This is a genomic window from Pseudomonas sp. P5_A12 (assembly GCF_056400685.1).
In genome coordinates this window covers 1-20,737 of record NZ_JBFUKU010000032.1, presented here as the reverse complement: position 1 = coordinate 20,737, position 20,737 = coordinate 1, and the positions used below count along the sequence as shown (strand labels likewise).

Annotated in this window: 18 protein-coding genes and 1 pseudogene; 9 read left to right on the top strand and 10 right to left on the bottom strand. The window is 56.7% G+C overall.

Annotated features, from left to right (window positions below):
- The first annotated feature begins 166 nt into the window (after positions 1–166).
- Positions 167–1,207 (top strand): patatin-like phospholipase family protein, encoded by a 1,041-nt coding sequence (locus AC1DSG_RS07225; protein WP_477790266.1) that lies wholly within the window; start codon positions 167–169, stop codon positions 1,205–1,207.
- A gap of 133 nt (positions 1,208–1,340) precedes the next feature.
- Here the strand turns inward: AC1DSG_RS07225 and AC1DSG_RS07220 are convergent, their stop codons facing one another.
- From AC1DSG_RS07220 to kdpF, 6 genes are all read right to left on the bottom strand, one after another.
- Positions 1,341–2,039 carry a response regulator gene (locus AC1DSG_RS07220; protein ID WP_477790277.1) on the bottom strand — a complete coding sequence of 233 codons (699 nt, stop codon included), beginning with the start codon at positions 2,037–2,039 and terminating at the stop codon, positions 1,341–1,343.
- A 49-nt stretch (positions 2,040–2,088) separates the two neighbouring features.
- On the bottom strand, positions 2,089–4,740 hold the full coding sequence (locus tag AC1DSG_RS07215; protein WP_477790265.1) for a DUF4118 domain-containing protein: 2,652 nt from the start codon (positions 4,738–4,740) through the stop codon (positions 2,089–2,091).
- Positions 4,741–4,872: 132 nt separating this feature from the next.
- Entirely contained in the window at positions 4,873–5,418 is a 546-nt protein-coding gene (gene kdpC / locus AC1DSG_RS07210; RefSeq protein WP_477790264.1) for a potassium-transporting ATPase subunit KdpC, read from the bottom strand.
- Between the two features lie 54 nt (positions 5,419–5,472).
- The gene (gene kdpB, locus AC1DSG_RS07205; protein WP_477790263.1) at positions 5,473–7,530 is read right to left on the bottom strand and encodes a potassium-transporting ATPase subunit KdpB; all 2,058 of its coding nucleotides are present in this window, start codon (positions 7,528–7,530) and stop codon (positions 5,473–5,475) included.
- An 11-nt stretch (positions 7,531–7,541) separates the two neighbouring features.
- Entirely contained in the window at positions 7,542–9,236 is a 1,695-nt protein-coding gene (gene kdpA, locus AC1DSG_RS07200; protein WP_477790262.1) for a potassium-transporting ATPase subunit KdpA, read from the bottom strand.
- 8 nt (positions 9,237–9,244) lie between these two features.
- Positions 9,245–9,334: a K(+)-transporting ATPase subunit F gene (gene kdpF / locus AC1DSG_RS07195; RefSeq protein ID WP_007899818.1), complete on the bottom strand. Its 90-nt coding sequence runs from the start codon at positions 9,332–9,334 to the stop codon at positions 9,245–9,247.
- A gap of 265 nt (positions 9,335–9,599) precedes the next feature.
- Between kdpF and rfbC the strand changes: the two genes are divergently transcribed.
- The 4 genes from rfbC to AC1DSG_RS07175 all read left to right on the top strand — a co-directional run bounded on the left by rfbC (position 9,600) and on the right by AC1DSG_RS07175 (position 12,944).
- Positions 9,600–10,145, top strand: coding sequence for a dTDP-4-dehydrorhamnose 3,5-epimerase (gene rfbC, locus AC1DSG_RS07190; protein ID WP_310333705.1), 546 nt, complete (start codon positions 9,600–9,602; stop codon positions 10,143–10,145).
- A 292-nt stretch (positions 10,146–10,437) separates the two neighbouring features.
- A complete protein-coding gene (eat, locus tag AC1DSG_RS07185) occupies positions 10,438–11,802 on the top strand; it encodes an ethanolamine permease (protein ID WP_477790261.1) in 1,365 nt (454 codons plus the stop codon).
- 124 nt (positions 11,803–11,926) lie between these two features.
- The gene (locus tag AC1DSG_RS07180) at positions 11,927–12,094 is read left to right on the top strand and encodes a DUF2897 family protein (RefSeq protein ID WP_008017828.1); all 168 of its coding nucleotides are present in this window, start codon (positions 11,927–11,929) and stop codon (positions 12,092–12,094) included.
- 292 nt (positions 12,095–12,386) lie between these two features.
- The gene (locus AC1DSG_RS07175; protein ID WP_477790260.1) at positions 12,387–12,944 is read left to right on the top strand and encodes a TetR/AcrR family transcriptional regulator; all 558 of its coding nucleotides are present in this window, start codon (positions 12,387–12,389) and stop codon (positions 12,942–12,944) included.
- Here AC1DSG_RS07175 and fabF read toward each other — a convergent pair.
- The 3 genes from fabF to AC1DSG_RS07160 all read right to left on the bottom strand — a co-directional run bounded on the left by fabF (position 12,941) and on the right by AC1DSG_RS07160 (position 15,583).
- Entirely contained in the window at positions 12,941–14,215 is a 1,275-nt protein-coding gene (gene fabF / locus AC1DSG_RS07170) for a beta-ketoacyl-ACP synthase II (protein ID WP_477790259.1), read from the bottom strand. The genes AC1DSG_RS07175 and fabF overlap by 4 nt on opposite strands.
- A gap of 32 nt (positions 14,216–14,247) precedes the next feature.
- Positions 14,248–15,042: an SDR family NAD(P)-dependent oxidoreductase gene (locus tag AC1DSG_RS07165; protein ID WP_477790258.1), complete on the bottom strand. Its 795-nt coding sequence runs from the start codon at positions 15,040–15,042 to the stop codon at positions 14,248–14,250.
- A gap of 205 nt (positions 15,043–15,247) precedes the next feature.
- Positions 15,248–15,583, bottom strand: coding sequence for a ComEA family DNA-binding protein (locus AC1DSG_RS07160; RefSeq protein WP_477790257.1), 336 nt, complete (start codon positions 15,581–15,583; stop codon positions 15,248–15,250).
- 164 nt (positions 15,584–15,747) lie between these two features.
- On the opposite strand from AC1DSG_RS07160, the pseudogene AC1DSG_RS07155 reads away from it, so the two are divergent.
- The 4 genes and pseudogenes from AC1DSG_RS07155 to AC1DSG_RS07140 form a co-directional block, all read left to right on the top strand.
- Positions 15,748–16,052, top strand: a pseudogene (locus tag AC1DSG_RS07155) (transposase); the annotation flags it as partial.
- Positions 16,053–16,186: 134 nt separating this feature from the next.
- The gene (locus AC1DSG_RS07150) at positions 16,187–17,602 is read left to right on the top strand and encodes a lipopolysaccharide biosynthesis protein (protein WP_477790256.1); all 1,416 of its coding nucleotides are present in this window, start codon (positions 16,187–16,189) and stop codon (positions 17,600–17,602) included.
- Entirely contained in the window at positions 17,592–18,503 is a 912-nt protein-coding gene (locus AC1DSG_RS07145) for a glycosyltransferase (RefSeq protein ID WP_477790255.1), read from the top strand. The genes AC1DSG_RS07150 and AC1DSG_RS07145 overlap by 11 nt, the downstream gene beginning before the upstream one ends.
- Positions 18,500–20,161, top strand: coding sequence for a hypothetical protein (locus tag AC1DSG_RS07140; RefSeq protein WP_477790254.1), 1,662 nt, complete (start codon positions 18,500–18,502; stop codon positions 20,159–20,161). The genes AC1DSG_RS07145 and AC1DSG_RS07140 overlap by 4 nt, the downstream gene beginning before the upstream one ends.
- Here AC1DSG_RS07140 and AC1DSG_RS07135 read toward each other — a convergent pair.
- Positions 20,148–20,737 (bottom strand): glycosyltransferase family 4 protein (locus AC1DSG_RS07135; protein ID WP_477790253.1); only part of this gene is annotated, 590 nt, incomplete at its 5' end. The two genes, AC1DSG_RS07140 and AC1DSG_RS07135, sit on opposite strands and share 14 nt — an antisense overlap.

The window sequence follows — 20,737 nt, the reverse complement described above, 5'->3', positions numbered from 1 at the left end:
GTGCCTTGGCCGCACTAAGCAAACTCACTATAGCGTGCGCAAGAATAGCCATCTGCCGCCATGGAGTGTCGAAAAAACGACGCACTCGGCCCATCGAACGACCTTGGCGATTGAAGCACGCCCCTCGAAGGGTGCATTGTTGAACCTTGTCAGACGAGGGCGATTCATGAAAAAGCGTATCGCACTGGTACTGGGCTCAGGTGGAGCCCGAGGTTATGCCCATATCGGTGTCATTGAAGAGCTCGAACGGCGTGGCTACGACATCGCCTGTATCGCCGGTTGTTCCATGGGGGCGGTGGTCGGCGGGATTTATGCCGCCGGCAAACTGGATGAGTATCGCGACTGGATCGAGAGCCTGGATTACCTCGATGTGTTGCGTCTGGTGGACGTCAGTTTCCGGCTTGGCGCCATTCGCGGTGAAAAGGTCTTCGGGCAGATCCGCAAGATCGTCGGCGAGATCAATATTGAAGACTTGCGCATTCCCTATACGGCCGTGGCCACGGACCTGACCAATCAGCAGGAAATCTGGTTCCAGGAAGGCTGTYTGCACCAGGCCATGCGCGCCTCGGCGGCAATTCCCAGCCTCTTCACCCCGGTGATGCAAGGCAACCGGATGCTGGTGGATGGCGGCATCCTCAACCCGTTGCCAATCGTGCCGGTGGTATCGAGTCACTGCGACCTGATCATCGCAGTCAACCTCAACTCCACCAACCAACGCCACTATCAAATGCCGGTGATCCAGCGCCCGGCAGCGTTCAAGAGCCGTTTCGACAATTTGATCAATTCACTGGGTTCGAAGATGCCGTTCCGACGCAAGCAGGCAGAAAAATTGCTACTGCTGGAAAAGGAAGCATTGATGGCGGAAGCGGCCGACATCAACCCGTGGATCGAATCTGCCGACCCCGAAGCCCAGCAACCCGCCGCCGCTCCTGAACGCGAAGGAGCGCCGAAGTCGGCCACGGGATCATTCATCATCGATAACGTTGGGCCGGCGTCTTTGCTGGACCTGATCAACCAGAGTTTCGAAGTGATGCAAACTTCGCTGGCGCAGTACAAGATCGCCGGGTATCCGCCGGATATTTTGATCAACGTGCCGAAGCGGGTGTGCCGGTTTTTCGAGTTTTACAAGGCACCGGAGTTGATCGCACTGGGTCGGGAGATTGCGCGGGATACGCTGGACCGGTATGAGAGTGAGCGGGAGTCCTGAGGTTTTTGGGTGAATCGAAGGGCCCCTTCGCGAGCAAGCCCGCTCCCACATTCGACCGCATTCTCATTGGAGGAACTCGGTTRAATGTGGGAGCGGGCTTGCTCGCGAAAGGGCTAGATCAGACAACGCAGAACTAAAGTCTACTCTCACTCAACAACCGATACCCAACCCCCGCCTCAGTCACGATAAACCGGGGCTGAGTCGGATCATCCGCCAGCTTCTGGCGCAAATGCCCCACCACAATCCGCAGGTAATGACTGTCCTCGGTATGGGTCGGCCCCCAGATATCCTTGAGCAATTGTTGCTGGGTAATGACCCGCCCCGGATGCCGCGCCAGTTGCGCCAGCACCGCGTACTCCTTGCGCGTCAGCGCCACTTCGATGCCATCGAGCAACACCCGCCGGTAAGCCAGATCCACGGTCAACGGGCCGAACGTCAGCGCCGCTTGCTGAGCCTCACCCGCTGGCGCCTGGCGCAACAATGCGCGCACCCGCGCGAGAAATTCCTGAATGCCGAAGGGTTTGGTCACGTAGTCGTTGGCGCCACCATCCAGTGCTTCGACTTTCTGCCCTTCGCTCGCACGCACCGACAGCACCAGCACCGGCACCGTCGACCATTCGCGAAACTCGCGCAGCACTTGCTGGCCGTCCATGTCGGGTAAACCGAGGTCGAGTACCAGCAAATCCGGTTTGTTCAGCGCGGCCTGCGCCAGGCCTTCGGTGCCGGTGCCGGCCTCCAGCACTTTGTAGCCCTGGGAGACCAGGCTGATGCGCAGGAATTTGCGGATTTGCGGCTCGTCGTCGATGACCAAAATGGTTGCGGTCTGGCTCATGGTTTCTGATCGCGGCATGGAAAGGTCCAAAGGGTATCAGGCTTCACTTTCAGCGTTCACTGTCAAAGGCAGGTTGTTCCTGCAACGGCAAGTGAAGCGAGATACAAGTGCCGCGTCCTTCGATGCCGTCGGCGACGCTGATCCGCCCGCCATGCGCACCGACCATTCCCTGACAAATCGCCAACCCGAGCCCCGTGCCCTGCCCGCCCCGATCACCGCGGGCGGCGGTGTAGAACATATCGAAAATCTTCGCCCGTTCCTCCTGCGGAATGCCCGGCCCTTCATCGCTCACCGAGAAAAACAACTCGCGGTCATCGGCCCCGACGCGCAATTGCAGCCGCCCATGGGCCGGTGAAAATCGCGCGGCGTTTTCCAGTACGTTGACCAGTGCCTGTTCGATCAGCGCCGCGTGGACAAACAGCAGCGGCAACTCCGAGGGCACGTCGGTGCTGACCTGCAGCGGCGCCAGCACGGCGCGCAATCGGTTGAGTGAACTYCCGACAATGTCGGCCGGCGACACCCAATCACGCGCCAGCTTCAACGCGCCGTGGCCGAGGCGGGTCATGTCCAACAGGTTCTGGATGTAGCGATCCAGGCGCTCGGCTTCATCCCGTGTGCCTTCGAGCAGTTCGCGGCGATCCTCCATCGGGATGGCCTCGCCGAGGGCCAACAGGCTGTCGATGCTGCCGCGCATGGACGTCAGTGGCGTGCGCAAGTCGTGCGACACAGAGGCCAGGAGTGCGCTGCGCAGTTGCTCGGTTTCCCCGTGCAGTCGCGCCGCTTCAAGGTCTTCGGCCAGTTGTGCACGGGCCAGCGCCTGGGCCAGCGGCTGACTCAACGCGGTCAACAGACGCCGACGCTGGCCGCTTAATGTCTGGCCTTCTTTAGCGCACACTCCGAGTAATGCCAGTGGCCCGTCGTCCACCGATAACGGCCACCACCACCAACGCCCCAACGGTAACGTGCCGGTGCCCGCGCCCGCCGGTTGATCGTGTTGCCAGGCCCAATCGGCGGCCGCGCGTTCAGCTTCGGAAAACTCTAGTGGGCCGCCGGTTTCAACTTTCCAGCAACCCTGCCCGTCTTGATTGAGCAGGCACAACTGCAAGTCACTCCAGCCATTGAGGTGCTGGGCGGCGGCGCTGACCACGGCTTGACGGTCGGTGGCGGCCGTCAGTTTGCGCGACAGGTCAAGCAGCTCGGTGGTTTCTTCCTGAGTGTCACGCAGCGCCTGTAATTGCCGGCGTTGCCGGGCCGCGAGGTTGCCGGTGAGCGCCGCCATCAGCAGGAAGAACAGCAAGGTCAGCACGTCTTCTTCACGCTGGATGGCGAAGGAAAAATTCGGCGGAATGAACAGGAAGTCGTAGGTCAGAAACGATAGCGCCGCACAGGCCAGCGCCGGGCCGAGACTACTGCGCACCGCCACCAGCAACACGGCGGCGAGGAACACCAGCGAGATATTGGGCAGCGGCAAAATGCTCGCCACACCCCAGGCCAAGGCACTGGCCAACACCGTCGCCACCGCCGCCAGCGCGTAATCGAACCACACCAGCGACTGCGTCGAACGCTGGCGCGGTTGATGCGGCAGGAGATCGCTGTCGAGGACGTTGATTTCCAGCCCGCGTGCATCACGCAGCAGGCGTGACGCCAAACCACCGCCGAACAAGCGCCGACGCAGACGCTGCCGGGACTGGCCGACCAGCACCAGACTGGCGCGGCGTTCGGCGGCGTGCTGGATCAGGGTTTTCGCCACCTCTCCAGCGCGCAACAACACCACTTCGCCACCGAGGCGTTCGGCCAATTGTTGGGCACTCTGCAAGCGCAGGCGCGATTGCTCGTCGCGCACGCTGCCGTTGTCGACATGCACCAGGCTCCAGGGCAAGTGCCGACGCTGGGCGACGCGACTGGCATGACGCACCAGACGCTCGGCCTGCGCATCGCCATCGACACCGACCAACAGGCGTCCGCGCACCGCGGGCGCCGCTTGACCGAGTTGGCGATACCCCTGAGCCAGGTCATTGTCGACTTGAGCGGCGGCGGTTTGCATCGCCATCTCGCGCAGGGCGGTCAGGTTGGTCTGGGTGAAAAACGCGTCGATGGCCGCCCGCGCCTGCTCCGGCACGTAGACCTTGCCGTCGCGCAAACGCTCAAGCAGTTCGCGCGGTGGCAGGTCAATCAGCAGCAGTTCGTAGGCTTCTTGCAGCACCCAGTCCGGCAGGGTTTCCCTAACCTGCACGCCGGTGATGCCGCGCACTTGATCGTTGAGACTTTCGAGGTGCTGGACGTTGACGGTGGTGAAGACGTCGATGCCGGCGGCAAGCAATTCCTGAATGTCTTGCCAGCGCTTGGCGTGGCGACTGCCAGGGGCATTGCTGTGGGCCAGTTCATCCACCAGCACCAGTTTCGGTTTGGCCGCGAGCAAGCCGTCGAGGTCCATTTCTTCGAGCATCACGCCACGGTATTCCGAGCGCACTAACGGCTGTTGCGGCAAGCCACCGAGCAGCGCTTCGGTTTCGGCGCGGCCATGGGTTTCGACCACACCGGCGATGACTTTCACGCCCTGGCGCAGTTGGGTGTGAGCGGCTTGCAACATGGCGTAGGTTTTACCGACACCGGGCGCGGCGCCGAGGTAAACCTTGAGCCGGCCACGGCCATCGCGGGGCAGGTCTGCTAACAGCGCGTCGGCGCGGCCGGAATCGCTCATGCTTGGGGATCTCTTCATTCAGATGTTGGTGTGGTGACTGCTATGCCGTCATCGCGAGCAGGCTCGCTCCCACATTTTGGAATGCATTCTCCTGTGGGAGCGAGCCCGCTCGCGATTGACAGCACCACCGTTCTACAGGCTTTGCAGTGCGATATTCAGTGCCAGCACATTCACCACCGGCGGCCCCACCAACGGCTGTTCGATGTGCGCATCCAGCATTTGCTGAAGGGTCGCCACCGGCAGATGACGCGCGGCGGCCACTCGCGCCAGTTGATAGGCAATCGCAGCCGGTGGCAAGTGCGGATCGAGCCCGCTGCCTGAGGTGGTCACCATGGCCAATGGCACGGGCCCCTGCCCCGGCACCAGCAATTTGTTGGCATCGTCGATTACCCGAGTGGCCAGCGCCGGGTTGCTCGGCGACAGGTTGCTCGCGCTGCTCGACACGGTGGCGAAGGCGCCGGCGGAGGGACGTGGATGAAACCAGGCATCACCGACGAAATCCTGGGCAATCAGCGACGAGCCACGGACCTTGCCGTCGGCATCGCGCACCAGGCTGCCATTGGCCTGATCCGGGAACGCGACCTGGGCGACACCGGTGACGACCAAGGGGTAGGCGACGCCGGTGATCAGGGTCATCAGGACCAGTAGGCTCAGGGCCGGACGTATCAGTTTGGTCATTTCTAAATCCTCGAATTCGGATAACAAATATCAGGTGCACCGTGTTGGATGGCGTCAAACCAGATGCAACGCGGTCAACAGCATGTCGATCGCCTTGATGCCCACGAACGGCACCACAATCCCGCCCAATCCGTAGATCAACAAATTGCGCCGCAGCAACGCCGCCGCACTCGCGGCCTGCACCCGTACGCCGCGCAAGGCAAGTGGAATCAGCACGACGATGATCAAGGCGTTGAAGACAATTGCCGAGAGAATCGCGCTCTGCGGACTTGTCAGGTGCATGACGTTCAGCACGCCCAATTGCGGGTAGATCGAAGCGAAAAGCGCCGGCAAAATCGCAAAGTATTTGGCCACATCGTTGGCGATGGAAAAGGTCGTCAACGCACCGCGCGTCACCAGCAGTTCCTTGCCGATCTGCACCACGTCCAACAGCTTGGTCGGGTCGCTGTCGAGGTCGACCATGTTCGCCGCTTCGCGTGCCGCTTGTGTGCCGTCGTTCATTGCCATCCCTACGTCCGCCTGGGCCAGCGCCGGCGCGTCGTTGGCGCCGTCGCCACACATGGCGACCAGGCGACCGTCGTTTTGCTCGTGACGGATGCGCGCCAGTTTTTTCTCCGGCGTGGCTTCGGCCAGCACGTCATCGACGCCCGCTTCGGCGGCAATCGCGGCAGCGGTCAGCGGGTTGTCGCCGGTCACCATGACCGTGCGAATCCCCAGTTTGCGCAGTTCGGCAAAACGCTCACGGATGCCGGGTTTGACCACGTCCTTGAGATGAATCACGCCCAACAATTTGCCGTCGGCGCAGACCAGCAACGGAGTGCCGCCACTCTGAGCAATCTTGTCGATTTCCCGGGACAGCGGCGCGGCCAGGTCGGCACGTTTCAGGCCGACGAAGGCCAGCAACGAATCCACTGCGCCTTTGCGATACACACGGCCCTGATAGTCGACACCGGACAGGCGGGTTTCGGCGCTGAACGGTACCGCCGTCAGCAACTCGGTGGCGGGCTCAGGTTGTGGTTGAGTCCCGCGCAAGTACTCGACGATGGATTTACCTTCAGCCGTGTCATCAGCCAGCGAGGCAAACAAGGTACCCTCGGCCAATTCGCGAGCGGTGACGCCCGGTGCAGGATGAACCGCGGTGCAACGACGGTTACCGAAGGTGATGGTGCCAGTCTTGTCCAGCAGCAGGACGTGCACGTCCCCCGCTGCTTCCACGGCACGACCGGACTTGGCGATCACGTTCAACCGCACCAGACGGTCCATCCCGGCGATCCCGATGGCGGACAGCAAACCGCCAATGGTGGTCGGAATCAGCGTGACCAATAACGCCACCAGGAACACCAGCGGCAGGCTGCCGTTGGCGAAGTGGGCGAACGGTTGCAGGGTGACGACCACCAGCAGGAAGATCAGGGTCAGACCGATCAGCAGGATGTCGAGTGCGACTTCGTTCGGGGTTTTCTGGCGTTTGGCGCCCTCGACCAGGGCGATCATGCGGTCCAGTGTCGACTCGCCGGGGTTGGCGGTGATCTTCACCAGCAGCCAGTCGGAAACGAGGCGAGTGTTGCCGGTGACGGCCGAACGGTCGCCGCCGGACTCGCGAATCACTGGCGCGGATTCACCGGTAATCGCCGCTTCGTTGACCGCTGCAATGCCCTCGATGACCTCGCCGTCACCGGGGATCATTTCCCCCGCTTCGACGCGAACCACATCGCCCTTGCGCAGGGAGGTGGCCGGCACCACCTGAAACGTGCCGTTGGCCGTTTTGCGACGAGCGCTCAAGCCTTCGCTGCCAGCCTTGAGGCTGTCGGCGCGAGCCTTGCCGCGACCTTCGGCCAAGGCCTCGGCGAAGTTGGCGAACAGCACGGTGAACCACAGCCACAGCGCGATTTGCGCGGCGACAAAGGTCGGAACGGCACTGTCGGGAATGAAGCACAACACGGTGGTCAGGATGGCGGTCAGTTCGACCACCAGCATCACCGGCGCACGCTGCAATTGCCGAGGGTCGAGCTTGACGAAGGCTTGCACCAGCGCGGGGCGCCAGAGGGCCGAAATCGCGGTTTTCGGTTGTTCCGGCGCCTTGACCGAGACCGGTTTGATTGCGGGCATATTCATCAAATAACTCCTTAGAAGCCCATACTCAAGTGTTCAGCAATCGGACCCAGCGCCAATGTCGGCAGAAAGGTCAAACCACCCACCAGCAAAATGGTCACGGTCAGCAGGGTCACAAACAGCGGGCCGTGAGTCGGAAAGCTGTTCTGGCCGATAGGCGCGGCTTTCTTCATCGCCAGGCTGCCGGCCAATGCCAGTACCGGGAGGATGTAGCCGAAGCGACCGATCAACATGCCAAGCCCAAGCATCAGGTTGTGGAACGCGGTGTTGGCACCGAAGCCGCCGAATGCCGAACCGTTGTTGGCGCTGGCCGAGGTGTAGGCGTACAGCAACTGACTGAAACCGTGGGCGCCAGGGTTGCTCACCGCCGCGACCGGGCCGGGCAGGCTTGCGGCAATCGCACCAAGCACCAGCACACCGACCGGCATCACCAGCAACGTCACCACCAGCAGTTGCACTTCCCTGGCTTGCAGTTTCTTGCCGAGGTATTCCGGCGTGCGGCCGATCATCAGGCCGGCGAGGAACACCGCGATCAACACGTTGAGCAACATGCCGTAGAGCCCGGCCCCGACACCGCCGAAGATCACTTCGCCGACCATCATATTGATCATCGCAACCATGCCGCTCAGCGGGTTGAGGCTGTCATGCATGCCGTTGACCGAGCCGTTGGACGCAGCGGTGGTGGTGACCGACCACAGCACCGTGGCGGTGGTGCCGAAGCGCGCTTCCTTGCCTTCCAGCGGCGCGGTCTGTTCGACGGCGATGTTGTTCAGGGTCGGGTTCGGTTGGTATTCAGCCCACAGCGAGGTCGCGCCGCCGATCAGAAACAGCGCCAGCATGCAGGCGATGATCGCGCGGCTCTGACGCAGGTCTTTGACGTAATGGCCGAAGGTGAACACCAGGGCGACCGGGATCAAGATGATCGAGGCCATCTCGAACAGGTTGCTCCACGCCGTCGGGTTCTCGAACGGATGTGCCGAGTTGACGCCGAAGAAGCCACCACCATTGGTGCCCAGTTGCTTGATCGCAATCTGGCTGGCGGCCGGGCCGAGCGGGATCACCTGATCGACGCCCTGCATCGTCACGGCATTCACGTACTGGGCGAAGGTTTGCGGCACGCCTTGCCAGACCAGATACAGCGCCAGCAACAGGCACAGCGGCAGCAAGCCGTAGAGGGTGGCGCGGGTCATGTCGACCCAGAAATTGCCGAGGGTCTTGGTCGACTTGCGACCTATACCGCGACACAGCGCAACCAATACCGCCAGGCCGGTGGCGGCGCTGACGAAGTTTTGCACGGTGAGACCGGCCATCTGACTCAAATAGCTCAGCGAGGCTTCACCGCTATACGCCTGCCAGTTGGTGTTGGTCATGAAGCTGATGGCGGTATTGAACGCCAGCGTCCACTCCTGTCCCGGCAGGTTTTGCGGGTTCAGCGGCAAGTGATCCTGAAACAGCAGGATCGCGAACAACAGCAAGAAGCCCGAGAGGTTGAAGGCGAGCAAGGCCAGGGTGTATTTCTGCCAGCTCTGTTCGACCTGCGGATCAACGCCGGCCGCGCGATAACAGCCGCGCTCCACCGGTCCGAGAATCGGTGTCAGCCAAGTGCGCTGACCTTCCATGACCTTGTAGTAGAAGCGCCCGAGAAACGGCGCCGGGACCAACACCACCGCGAAAAAAGCGAGGATCAGCCAATAGTCATAACTGTGCATAGCCGCTCCTAGTTCCGGTCCGCGCGCAACAGCGCAACCAACAGATAAATGAACAGCCCCACTGCCAGCAGCAGTGACACTCCGTCCAGAACGCTCATGGAAGTTCTCCCTATTACGGCGTATTGCCGCGTGTGGAGTCATTGTCGGCAGGGAGGCTGTAAAGGAACGAGATCAAGGGGGTTGGCTGGGCATAAAGAAAGCGTAAAGAGTGGGGTTATGGCTTCGTTACGGCAGTAACACCTGCTGCTCGAATGGCCAATCAAACTCGACATGCTGGGTTAGTTTCCAAATCTGCCACTCGCTTCGGCGTGCACTTTGAGCAAGAATGTCGGCAATTGATGCCTACAACTGGAGAATTCCCCCATGAATGTAATCACCACCGACCTGCCCGGTGTTCTGATCATCGAACCGAAGGTATTTGGTGATGAGCGAGGTTTCTTTTATGAGAGCTTCAATGCCAAGGCTTTTGAAGATGCGACTGGCCTGAATACTAAATTCGTTCAGGACAATCATTCGCGCTCGCAAAAAGGCGTGTTACGTGGCCTGCACTACCAACTGGAAAACACCCAAGGCAAATTGGTTCGTGTAACCGTCGGTGAAGTACTCGACGTTGCCGTGGATATCCGCCGCAGCTCGCCACATTTCGGCAAATGGGTTGCTGTACGCCTGTCCGCAGAGAACCATCGTCAGCTTTGGGTTCCGGAAGGTTTCGCCCATGGTTTCGTGGTGTTGAGTGATTTCGCCGAGTTTCTCTACAAAACCACCGACTACTACACCCCATCCGCCGAACGCAGTATCCGTTGGAATGACCCGGACCTGGCCATCGATTGGCAGTTGAGCGAAGCACCGCAACTGTCGGCAAAGGACCAAGCGGCAGCGTACTTCAAGGACGCTGAGGTTTTTTCCTGAATTCCAGCATCTGCGCCCATCAGGCGCCGTAATGATATCGCCGTCATTCCGAGCTGGCTCACTCCTACAGTAGATCTATGGCGTACCGAGATCAATTGTAGGAGCGAGCCTGCTCGCGATAGCGGCACAACTGTAAACATTGCCCCCAACTGGCGCAGAAAAATCGCACACTCAGCTGCGAACATCCCCGATACGACGTCTTTCTGCGCTTTACGACTGCCATCACAACACTGGCACGCCCACTGCACACGCCCTCCCCCGAGCAATTCCAAACCGTTCAGGGGGCAACTGCATGAACACACAACTCAAACCCACACTCGGCACGCTGCACCTGTGGGGCATTGCCGTCGGGCTGGTGATTTCCGGTGAGTATTTCGGCTGGAGTTACGGCTGGGGCGTCGCGGGCACATTGGGCTTTCTGGTGACCTCGTTGATGGTCGCTACCATGTACACCTGCTTCATCTTCAGCTTCACCGAACTGACCACGGCGATTCCCCATGCCGGCGGTCCCTTTGCCTACAGTCGTCGCGCGTTCGGAGAAAAAGGCGGGCTGATTGCCGGGTTGGCGACGCTGATCGAATTCGTCTTCGCGCCGCCCGCGATTGCCCTGGCAATTGGGGCGTACCTGAACGTGCAGTTTCCCGCGCTCGATCCCAAACACGCGGCTGTCGGTGCCTACATTGTGTTCATGGGCTTGAACATCCTCGGGGTGAAACTCGCAGCGACTTTCGAATTGGTGGTATGCGTACTGGCTGTGGCCGAACTGCTGGTGTTCATGGGCGTAGTTGCCCCGGCGTTCAGCTTCAGCAACTTCGCGCTGAATGGCTGGGCCGGCTCCGATGTATTTGGCGCCCCGGCGATTGCCGGGATGTTCGCGGCCATTCCGTTCGCCATCTGGTTCTTCCTCGCCATCGAAGGCGCCGCCATGGCCGCCGAAGAGGCCAAGGATCCAAAACGGACAATTCCCAAGGCCTACATCAGCGGCATTTTGACACTGGTATTGCTAGCCATGGGCGTGATGTTCTTTGCCGGCGGCGTGGGCGACTGGCGTACCTTGTCGAACATCAACGATCCACTGCCGCAAGCAATGAAAACCGTGGTCGGTGAAAACTCCGGGTGGCTGCACATGCTGGTATGGATCGGCCTGTTCGGCCTGGTGGCCAGTTTTCACGGGATTATTCTCGGCTACTCGCGCCAGTTCTTCGCGCTAGCCCGGGCCGGTTATCTGCCGGCCTCCCTGGCCAAACTGTCACGCTTCCAGACGCCGCACCGAGCAATCATCGTTGGCGGTGTGATCGGTATCGCGGCGATATACAGTGACGGCTTGATCAACCTCGGCGGTATGACGTTGACAGCGGCCATGATCACCATGGCGGTGTTCGGCGCCATCGTGATGTACATCATGAGCATGCTCAGCCTGTTCAAGCTACGAAAAACCGAACCAAACCTGGAGCGTACGTTCCGTGCGCCGTGCTATCCGCTGGTGCCGTTGATCGCGCTGTTATTGGCAGTGGTGTGCCTGGTGGCGATGGCCTGGTTCAATACCTTGATAGGGCTGATCTTCCTCGGCTTCATGGCGGTGGGTTTCGTGTACTTCCTGCTGACCGCGCAATTGCGCGCCGACGCTCCGGCGGACGCGATGTTGACCGGGCTATAAACAGCTCAGGTGCGTTTGGCCTATCAGGCATAGAATGGAACCACTGCGAAAACCCATCGCTCAAAGTGGTATGCACGATCGATTGGCGAACTCCGTCAATCGGCCTGCCCTCAAGGAGAGCCCTATGCCCTGGTATGCCTGGTTGATTCTGGTCGTTGCAATCGGCTCGATTGTTGGCGGTTTGATGATGTTGCGCGACACGGCCAACAAGGTCGAACTGACCGATGAGCAACGTAAACGCGTCGCTGAACGCAATGCGGAAATGGATGCCAAGGAAGCGAAGGACCGCTAACCCAAAAACCCTGTCATTCTCAGTGAATGACAGGGTTTTGTTTATCTGACGTTGTAGGCAAATGCCTGATTTTTCTCTACCAGCGTCATGTCGGCCAAGAAATTTCCGTGGCTGATGTACTTCGCCTTATGATTGCTCAATAAACTTAATTAGAGGAGTAGTCATTATTTCTGACAAGTCTTTGAGGCTTTTAGAGCACCGTTAGACGCATCTGCATGCTTTTTAGAGGTAGAAGTACAATCACCATCTTATTTTCATTGGTTAAGATGGCGCATTGTTGCGGAGATTTCAGATGCGTTACTCGCAGGACCATAAAGCCCAGACCCACCATCGCATAATAAAGGAAGCCTCAGCGCGATTTCGCCGTGATGGTATTGGCGCGACTGGCTTGCAACCACTAATGAAGGCGCTGGGGTTGACCCACGGCGGCTTTTACTCGCACTTCAAGTCAAAGGACGAACTGGTTGAAAAGGCACTGCAAGCGGCCGGCGATCAGGTCGAGGCGGTATGTGCCGAGCTGTTCGCCCAGGATCGCCCACTGGATGCCTTCATCGACGCTTATTTGTCCGAATGGCACAAGACCTCACCTCACGAAGGCTGCCCGTTGCCGACCATGTCTTCGGAACTGGGGTTGCGCGGTCAGCCAAGTCCGACCTCAGACGTAGTACTGAAAGCACGGCTCCAACAAATAGAAGACACCCTTGAAGGCGAGGATGCTGCGGACCAGAGCATCGTCATCATGTCCGCACTGGTCGGGGCATTGCTGTTATCGCGCAGCGTCGAGAACCAGGAACTGGCCCAGCGGATTCTCGACGTAACACGCGCGTTTCTTAAACAACCCCAAGGCTAACTCTGCCAGCGCTTGAACAATACGCTGGCATTGACTCCGCCGAACCCGAAGCCATTGGACAACGCATATTCGATAGCCAATGGCCGCGCCTGACCATGGACAATGTCTACGCCTTGCGCCGCGGGGTCCGGATTATCGAAATTCAGGGTGGCTGGCACGATCTGATCGCGAATCGCCAACAACGTGAAGATCGCCTCAATCCCGCCGGCTGCTCCAAGCAGATGCCCTGTCGCCGATTTGGTCGACGTCACCGCCACCTTATTGTCCGAACCGAACAACGACTTGATCGCGGCCAACTCGCCGAGGTCGCCAACCGGCGTCGACGTCGCGTGCGCATTCAGATGTTGCACCTGAGCCGCTGAAATACCGGCCTGCGCCAACGCCAGCGACATCGCCCGGCGCGCACCGCTACCATCTTCGGGGCCCGCAGTCAGGTGAAAGGCGTCGGCACTGGTGCCGTATCCAACCAACTCGGCTAACGGTTGAGCTCCGCGCGCCAAGGCATGCTCCAGGGATTCAATCACCAGAATTCCCGCGCCCTCCCCCATCACAAAGCCGTCGCGGTCACTGTCGAACGGCCGAGAAGCCCGCTCAGGGGTTTCGTTGTAACCACTGGACAAGGCACGCGCCGCCGCGAACCCGGCAAGACTGACCCGATCGATCGCTGCCTCCGCGCCGCCACACACCGCAATATCCGCTTCGCCACAACGAATCAGCCGCGCCGCATCACCAATCGCTTGCACCCCGGCCGCACACGCCGTCACCGGAGCGCCCAACGGGCCCTTGAATCCGTGCTGGATCGACACATGACCCGCCGCGAGATTGACCAGGAACGACGGAATGGTGAAGGGCGACAGCCGCCGAGGTCCACGGCTGTCGGTGGTGCGTACCGCATCGGCAATCGCACCGAACCCACCGACCCCGGAACCGATAATGGTTGCCGTGCGTTCCTGGGCTTGCGGGTCCAGCGCTTGCCAACCAGCCTGCTCCAATGCCTGCCGCGCTGCCTCCATGGCAAACAGAATGAAGCGGTCCATCTTCTTCTGCTCCTTGGGGGATGTTGCCCGATCCGGGTCAAAACCCGCCTCGGGATCTTCCGCCACGGTGAGTACCACGCCGCCAACCTTGGCCGGCAGATCGGCGACCACCTCTTCAGGTAATTTACGCAGCCCGGAACGCGCCGCCAGCAAACGCTCCCAGACAGCTTCAACACCGCTACCCAGCGGAGACACCAGGCCCATGCCGGTGACAACTACTCGACGATCACTCATGTCGCAAATACCTCAAGCCGATGGAAGGCGCCTCATTTGTAACGTGCGGCGGCCGTACTTTTGGAAAGATTCGGCGCCATGACATGACGCGCAGCAACGAAAGCATCCCACTCGCCGGCATCCGGCAACGAAGGAATGGTGATGAGCTCTCCCAGGTCCAGACCCGAGAGCGCCGCGTCGACCATTTCACCTGCATCCATGGCCATGTCAGCTGGAAGCTGGTTGATATCGATACCGGCACGCTCCCAAATTTCGGTACGTGTAACGCCAGGCAATACGGCTTGAACCTTGACACCTGTGCCATCGAGCTCGGCGTTCAACGACTGGGTGAGACTCAGAACGTACGCCTTACTAGCGGTATAAGTGGCGTTGAAACGCTCGGGGAACAACGCAACCACCGAACCGATATTAATAATCGTGCCCCTGCCAGCCTTGGCAAAACTGGCGGCTGCCGCAGATGCCAAGCGCGTGACCGTCGTGACGTTCAGTTGAATCAGCTTTTCAAGTTGCTCCATGTCGGAATTCGCCAGCAGGCCATCCGCGGAAACGCCCGCGTTGTTCAGCAACAGACTGATACTCGAATCGCTGCGAAGCCGCTGTTCGATCTTCAGCACATCATCCTTTTGTGTCAGGTCTGCCTTGAATACTTCCACCTGAACGCCGTGCTCGGCGCGCAATTTGGTCGCTGCCGCCTCAAGCCGCTGTTCGTCACGAGCAACCAACAACAAATCAAAACCACGCGCGGCCAACCGCTGAGCGTAAATCGCACCGATACCGGAAGATGCACCTGTGACGAGGGCCGTACCTTGGGACTGGGTGGAAGTCATGGCTGTGCTCCTGGGAGATGTCTGAGGGGAGTGAGCGTCTTCAATATAGGTACACGTCAGAGAATGACAGACGAATTATAGGCATAATATACGCGATATATGATAGGCATAATTTTCCGTTAGCCGATGAAAGGCGCTGTACTACCCTGTCGCCAAAATGCAAAAAGGCCGGTCAATGACCGGCCCCTGGCGTTGAGTTACAAGCTTAGTTCACCTGAAGCTTTTCGCGGTTCTTGTCCAGAATCGCTTTACCGATCCCCTTCACTTCCAGCAGTTCGTCTACCGATGAAAATGGCCCATTACTTTCACGATAAGCAACAATCGCCCTGGCTTTGGCCTCTCCGATACCTGCCAGCTCACGCTGCAGGKTCGGAGCATCAGCTTCATTGAGATCGATTTTGCCAGACTGCGCTTTAGGGGAAACCTCCAGCACCAGAGGAGCATTGCCCCCTTCRGGTTTCGCCACAGGTGCCGCAATTGTGGCAACAGAAGCGCTGGTGAGCAGGGCAAAAACCAAAGAGTAGAAATAGCCAGTACGCATAATTGAAGCTCCATGACATCGTTTTAGAAAGCAGCTTTTCCGAAGCTGCCTTCCAAATTTAGGCGATGGGATGGAACTGTCAAAAGTATGTACGTTACAGAATATGAATAAATGAAGACAGGGATGGGTGCGATCGACAGCCTTTAGGGGCTCTATCTGGCACTCACGCCGAGCAAGCGCTAGCCACGGATGACACCGGACCTGAAGCACGCAATATCCAACGGTAGCCGCGGTATGAAAACGCGTCTTTAATCGAGTCATCCCGTTTTTCGTTTTCCCGCCTGCCCTACGAAAAATGATCGACACACCTAAAGCCATCGAGAGTATCAATGCCCAGTCGCCCAAGACTATTAAGACAAGCGGAGAGTTCCCGACTGACGTTGCAACCACGAGTTTGATTTGGCTGGCACTACAAAAAATCACCGCGAACCGGGGCCGGGCAGCCCATGGCTGGAAGAGTGCGGTGAATGTCATACTCGCTGCAATTCGCTATCAACGCGCCCTAAAAACGGAGAGCCCTGGACCATCAAAAAAAAAATCAGGATGTGTTGTACATCCCTCAGCTCTGAGCGAAGGTGCCCGTAGACAGGGCATTGAAAAACCGTGAAAATCGCCGACCGCCTCCTGTCTTCCCTGCGAACTCACCACATGGCTGCAAAGAAATCTATCAGTGCGCTATCCTCTCCGTTAGCGGCAAGTGCTGCAGCAATTATTGGCCGGTTTCTCTTACTTGGCACAGGGGCCCTGACCGGAATTTTATTGCCGCTCACAATGAAACAAGAGTCGGTTGGTTTATTTTTTCTTTGCCAATCGATAATAGCGGCACTTGCAACATTGGGTCAGTTGGGTTTGAGCATTACCTCTCCAGCCATTATTTCGAGAGCGATGGGTGTTAAAGATAATGGCCGAATAAAGCAAACATTACTTCGAACCTTGTTAATTGGTGGTTTAGCAGCTTCCACTTTCGCCTTTAGCTTCTGGCTAACCCTTCACTTGCTGAATAAATTATCAGATTCAGAGTTAGTGGGAGCACTTCAAACACTCGCGCCACTGATTTCAATCAGTATGGTACTGGCTGCCCTGGTAACCTTACTATCTGAACAGCATCGAGTATTGGGCCACTTTGTCCAAGCCAGTTTTCTGGTTGTGGGGGCAGGTACCGCGAGCGCTGCCACCGTAATCATTGCCTGGCAGTCGAAATTGACGTTACCGCTTGACGTGTTGCTTCTGGCAGGAATATCCGGTGTTCTATGTACCGCATTGCTTGGGGGTTACTCATTGTGGCGATGGTATAGAGCACATGTTGGTCAAATCATCCAGCCCATCAGCTATACAGAGATACTCCGACAAACTTTGCCTAACGTTACAACAACAAGTGTGCTGTTCATCGTTGCTCAAGCCGACTTGTGGATCATTGCGTATTTTGGCAGTACGGCAGACGTCGCAATTTACGGCTTAGCGTCACGACTTGCTGCATTGGTTTTGATACCTCTGGCCGTCATCAACACCGTCATTGCGCCATCAATCGGTCGTATATGGGTGCGCAACAAAAGACGCTACCTTCAAAAAGTAATGGGGATAGGCGCCGGAGCTGCGACAGGAATGGCGATCTTCGGCTACATACTATTCGCCGCTGCCGGCAAGTTCATTATTTCGAAAACGTGGCCCGAAGAATACTCACAGGCGTACTATATATTCATCATTCTAGGTATCGCGCAAGTGGTTCAGACGTATGCGGGTACCGCTGGCATGGCATTGGTCATGCTACAAAAACAAAATATCGCGATGCAAATCTCAGTCGTAAGTGGTGTTCTTATGATTGTCGGTGGAAGTGTGGCGATCATTTTTTATGGAATTATAGGGCTGGTTCTCGTCTACAGCGCTGGCAGCATCATCCAGTCCACTCTGATGATTTACTACGTACGTCGGATATTCGGCCTGAAAACAACTGCAGACTACAAATCATTCACGCAATTCGCTCGCGCCTACTTTCGCAAAGAGACTCCGCATGACAGATAAAACCCTGAACCTACCAAAGGTCAGCATCGTCATACCGACATACAATACCGGTCGATATGTATTGGATGCGATTAACAGCGTCAAAAAGCAGACCTATCAAAATATCGAGCTGATTGTTGTGGATGATGGATCGACTGATGATACGTCCGATCTGCTGAAAAGCCTTCCGGACGATTTTTTGCATTTTCGACAAGAGAATGCCGGACAGAGCTCCGCGATGAACTTCGGATGGAGGCAAAGTACTGGAGATTTATTGGGTTACCTTAGCGCCGACGATAGATTGCACCCGACGGCCATCGAAAAAATCGTTTCGCTCATGCAGTCGTCGCCAGAAACAGTGTTGGCGTACCCTGATTTTTGCGTAATCGACGAAAACTCGTCCTATGTCCGAACCATTAATGCTCCTGACTTTTCCAGCGAACTCCTTGTCGCAAATTTTCAGTGTTTACCTGGCCCAGGCGCATTGTTCAAACGATCGACATGGGAACAAGTGGGTGATTGGAACACTGCATTAAGGATCATTCCGGATATGGATTTTTTCTTACGCCTTTGCCAACGCGGCCCGTTCATCAGGGTCCCTGAAGCTCTGGCAGACTTCCGTATTCATTCTGGCTCGACTACCTATAATAGATCCACGGCCCAGAGATCAGACGAGCCGGTCCAAGTGATTGAGAGCTTCTTTAACAGTGCTGATTTGCCGAAACCTTACTTACGCTGGAAGAAAAGAGCCACGGCCAACGCACTCATGCTCTCTGGATTCATGCACGGTTTTTCTGGTCGATACGCAATCTCTTTTAAAAGAATGGCTCGCGCTGCTACGCTGCACCCCTCATCGATTTTTTCTCGCAAGATGATCAGCTACGTCATTGGAATCTATAAAAACAGCTCGGTGAAAAAATGAAAATAATCCCGGAAAGCTTTATGGTACGAAAACCAATCACATTATCGATCCTCGCCATGGTCCTGATGATTAGTATCGGCGCAAGCTTTTATTATCCGGGAACAAAGATTTTATTTATTGCGTATAGCGCCCTGTCTATTGCGATGGTACATGCCACGCTTGTCAATCGTRCAAATAGTTATTTCAGTTTCTTTCTATTTTGTTTTCTGACACTCGGCTGCTGGGCAAAAATTGTCTTGCACTTATTCCTGGGTAACGACTTTATCGAACCGATAGGTGGTTTCGATGAGTCCCCGGCAGCTTGGGACAAGGCCGTTACGGTACTGATCACTGCGTTCGGCACCCTGCTCCTTTGCTACTACTCTGTAGCATTCAAAGCCAAAGACCGAATCGAATTCAAGAACAACATAGTAAACTCCAGGTTTTTACCTCCACTCCTGGCATTAATGGTCCTATTCACCACAGGGCTTTTGATATTCAATTACTATTTTTCAATTTTGAAAATTGGTTACGAGCCGACTTTAAAATTAAATAGTTACATCTACGTGGTGGCGGCGTTCATGGTCGCCTGGGGCAATGTAATTGCTCTTTCAACTCTAGCTTACTGGATGGTCGCAAACGGCACACTTGCCCCACGCACACTTTTTTATATTGTTATTATTGAAGGTGCGCTAACCGCTATTTCCATGGGTAGCCGGGCGCAAATGATTCTGCATGTTGCGGTTCCATTCGTAATTTACCTGTTTCAAGGCAAACGTCTAGGCTGGCACCTATCGAAACCAGACTGGATAAAAATAGTTGGTGCCACGGCACTTTTGTTCGTATTTTCACTTCTTGCTGTTTCAACTGACCGATTGGCATCCTTTACCAAAGCGATACCCGTTACGGAAGCAACGTTGATGAAGGAACAAGCAAATCTAGATAACACAGATAATACGGACAACACAAATAACATAGGTAACGCAGGTAACGCAGGTAACGCAGGTAACGCAGGTAACGCAGGTAACGCAGGTAACGCAGGTAACGCAGTTTTTTCAGGTAATGCAGATACCGCTTCCAAGAACACGCTCGAACCTTCCGAAAAAACGTTGATGCCTAGTCAGGCTCAAATACCCTATATCGCGCCCCCCCTAACCCCCGAACAGAAGATCAATCGGATAGCTAAGGAAGTAAGCAAGCTAATAGTTGATCGCTGGGTCGGCGTCGAAGGCGTGCTAGCAGTGACGAGCAACCAAAGTCTAAGCATCCGGCTATTAACGGAGGGGCTAAAGGAAGATCCGGCAAAGGGTACTCAGGCAATCTTCCAGCGTATGTCCGATGCGAAGTATGCACGCTATGAGAATTTCACTTTTATGACTATTCCAGGCCCTATCGCGGTACTCTTTTATAGCGGTAGCCATCTTGTACTTTTCGCGGGCATCATGATTCTTTTCTTTATCGGTTACAGCATCGAACTGGCCACAAGAAAGTTTCTAAACAATGCCATGACCAATGCAACAGTAGGCATTGCAATAGCTTACCTCGCCGTCCAGATGAATTTCCCGAAAGCTTTCTGGTTCTTTATTTTAGAACTTTCAGCATTCCTGGTTGGCTTACTCGTGCTTAAACTGATACTTGACAAGACAACCATGAGGACTTCTAAGGCTACGACATCGTAGTTCGAATTTTATCCACGCCTATACGTCCGTCAAAATACTCGATCATTCCAGTGGCAATAACCTGCCAACTGTAGTGATCGATGATGTACGTTTTGAGACGATTGCCTTTGTTAGCTAGATCGCCAACATCAGAAAGCATGAGTTCGAGCCCCTGACTGATTCCAACGACAGTGGGCTCGACCACGCATCCCCCATCAATCGCTTGTACCTCGTCGAACCCGCAGGTATCAGTCAGTAGCAACGGCAAGCCAACAATACCCGCCTCGAGGGCAACGAGGGACATTGCTTCTGATCGGGACGGGATAACCAACATCAACGCGTGTTGATAAGCTTCGTTTCGCTGGGTCTCATCCTGGAAACCAATGAAATGAATCTTATTCGTGAGAGCGCTATCTGCGAATAATAATTGCAATTCACTCTGCATGCCAAAATCAGGTCCAGCGAAAACTATTGGATAAGCTTGCGCAACCGGAGTAGCGAGATAGGCTTGAAGCAGTAGATCAGGTCCTTTTACAGGCGCTAGTCTTCCCATGAATAGGATGTAGGGCTCGAGAGGGAGACTTGCTTGGGTACGAT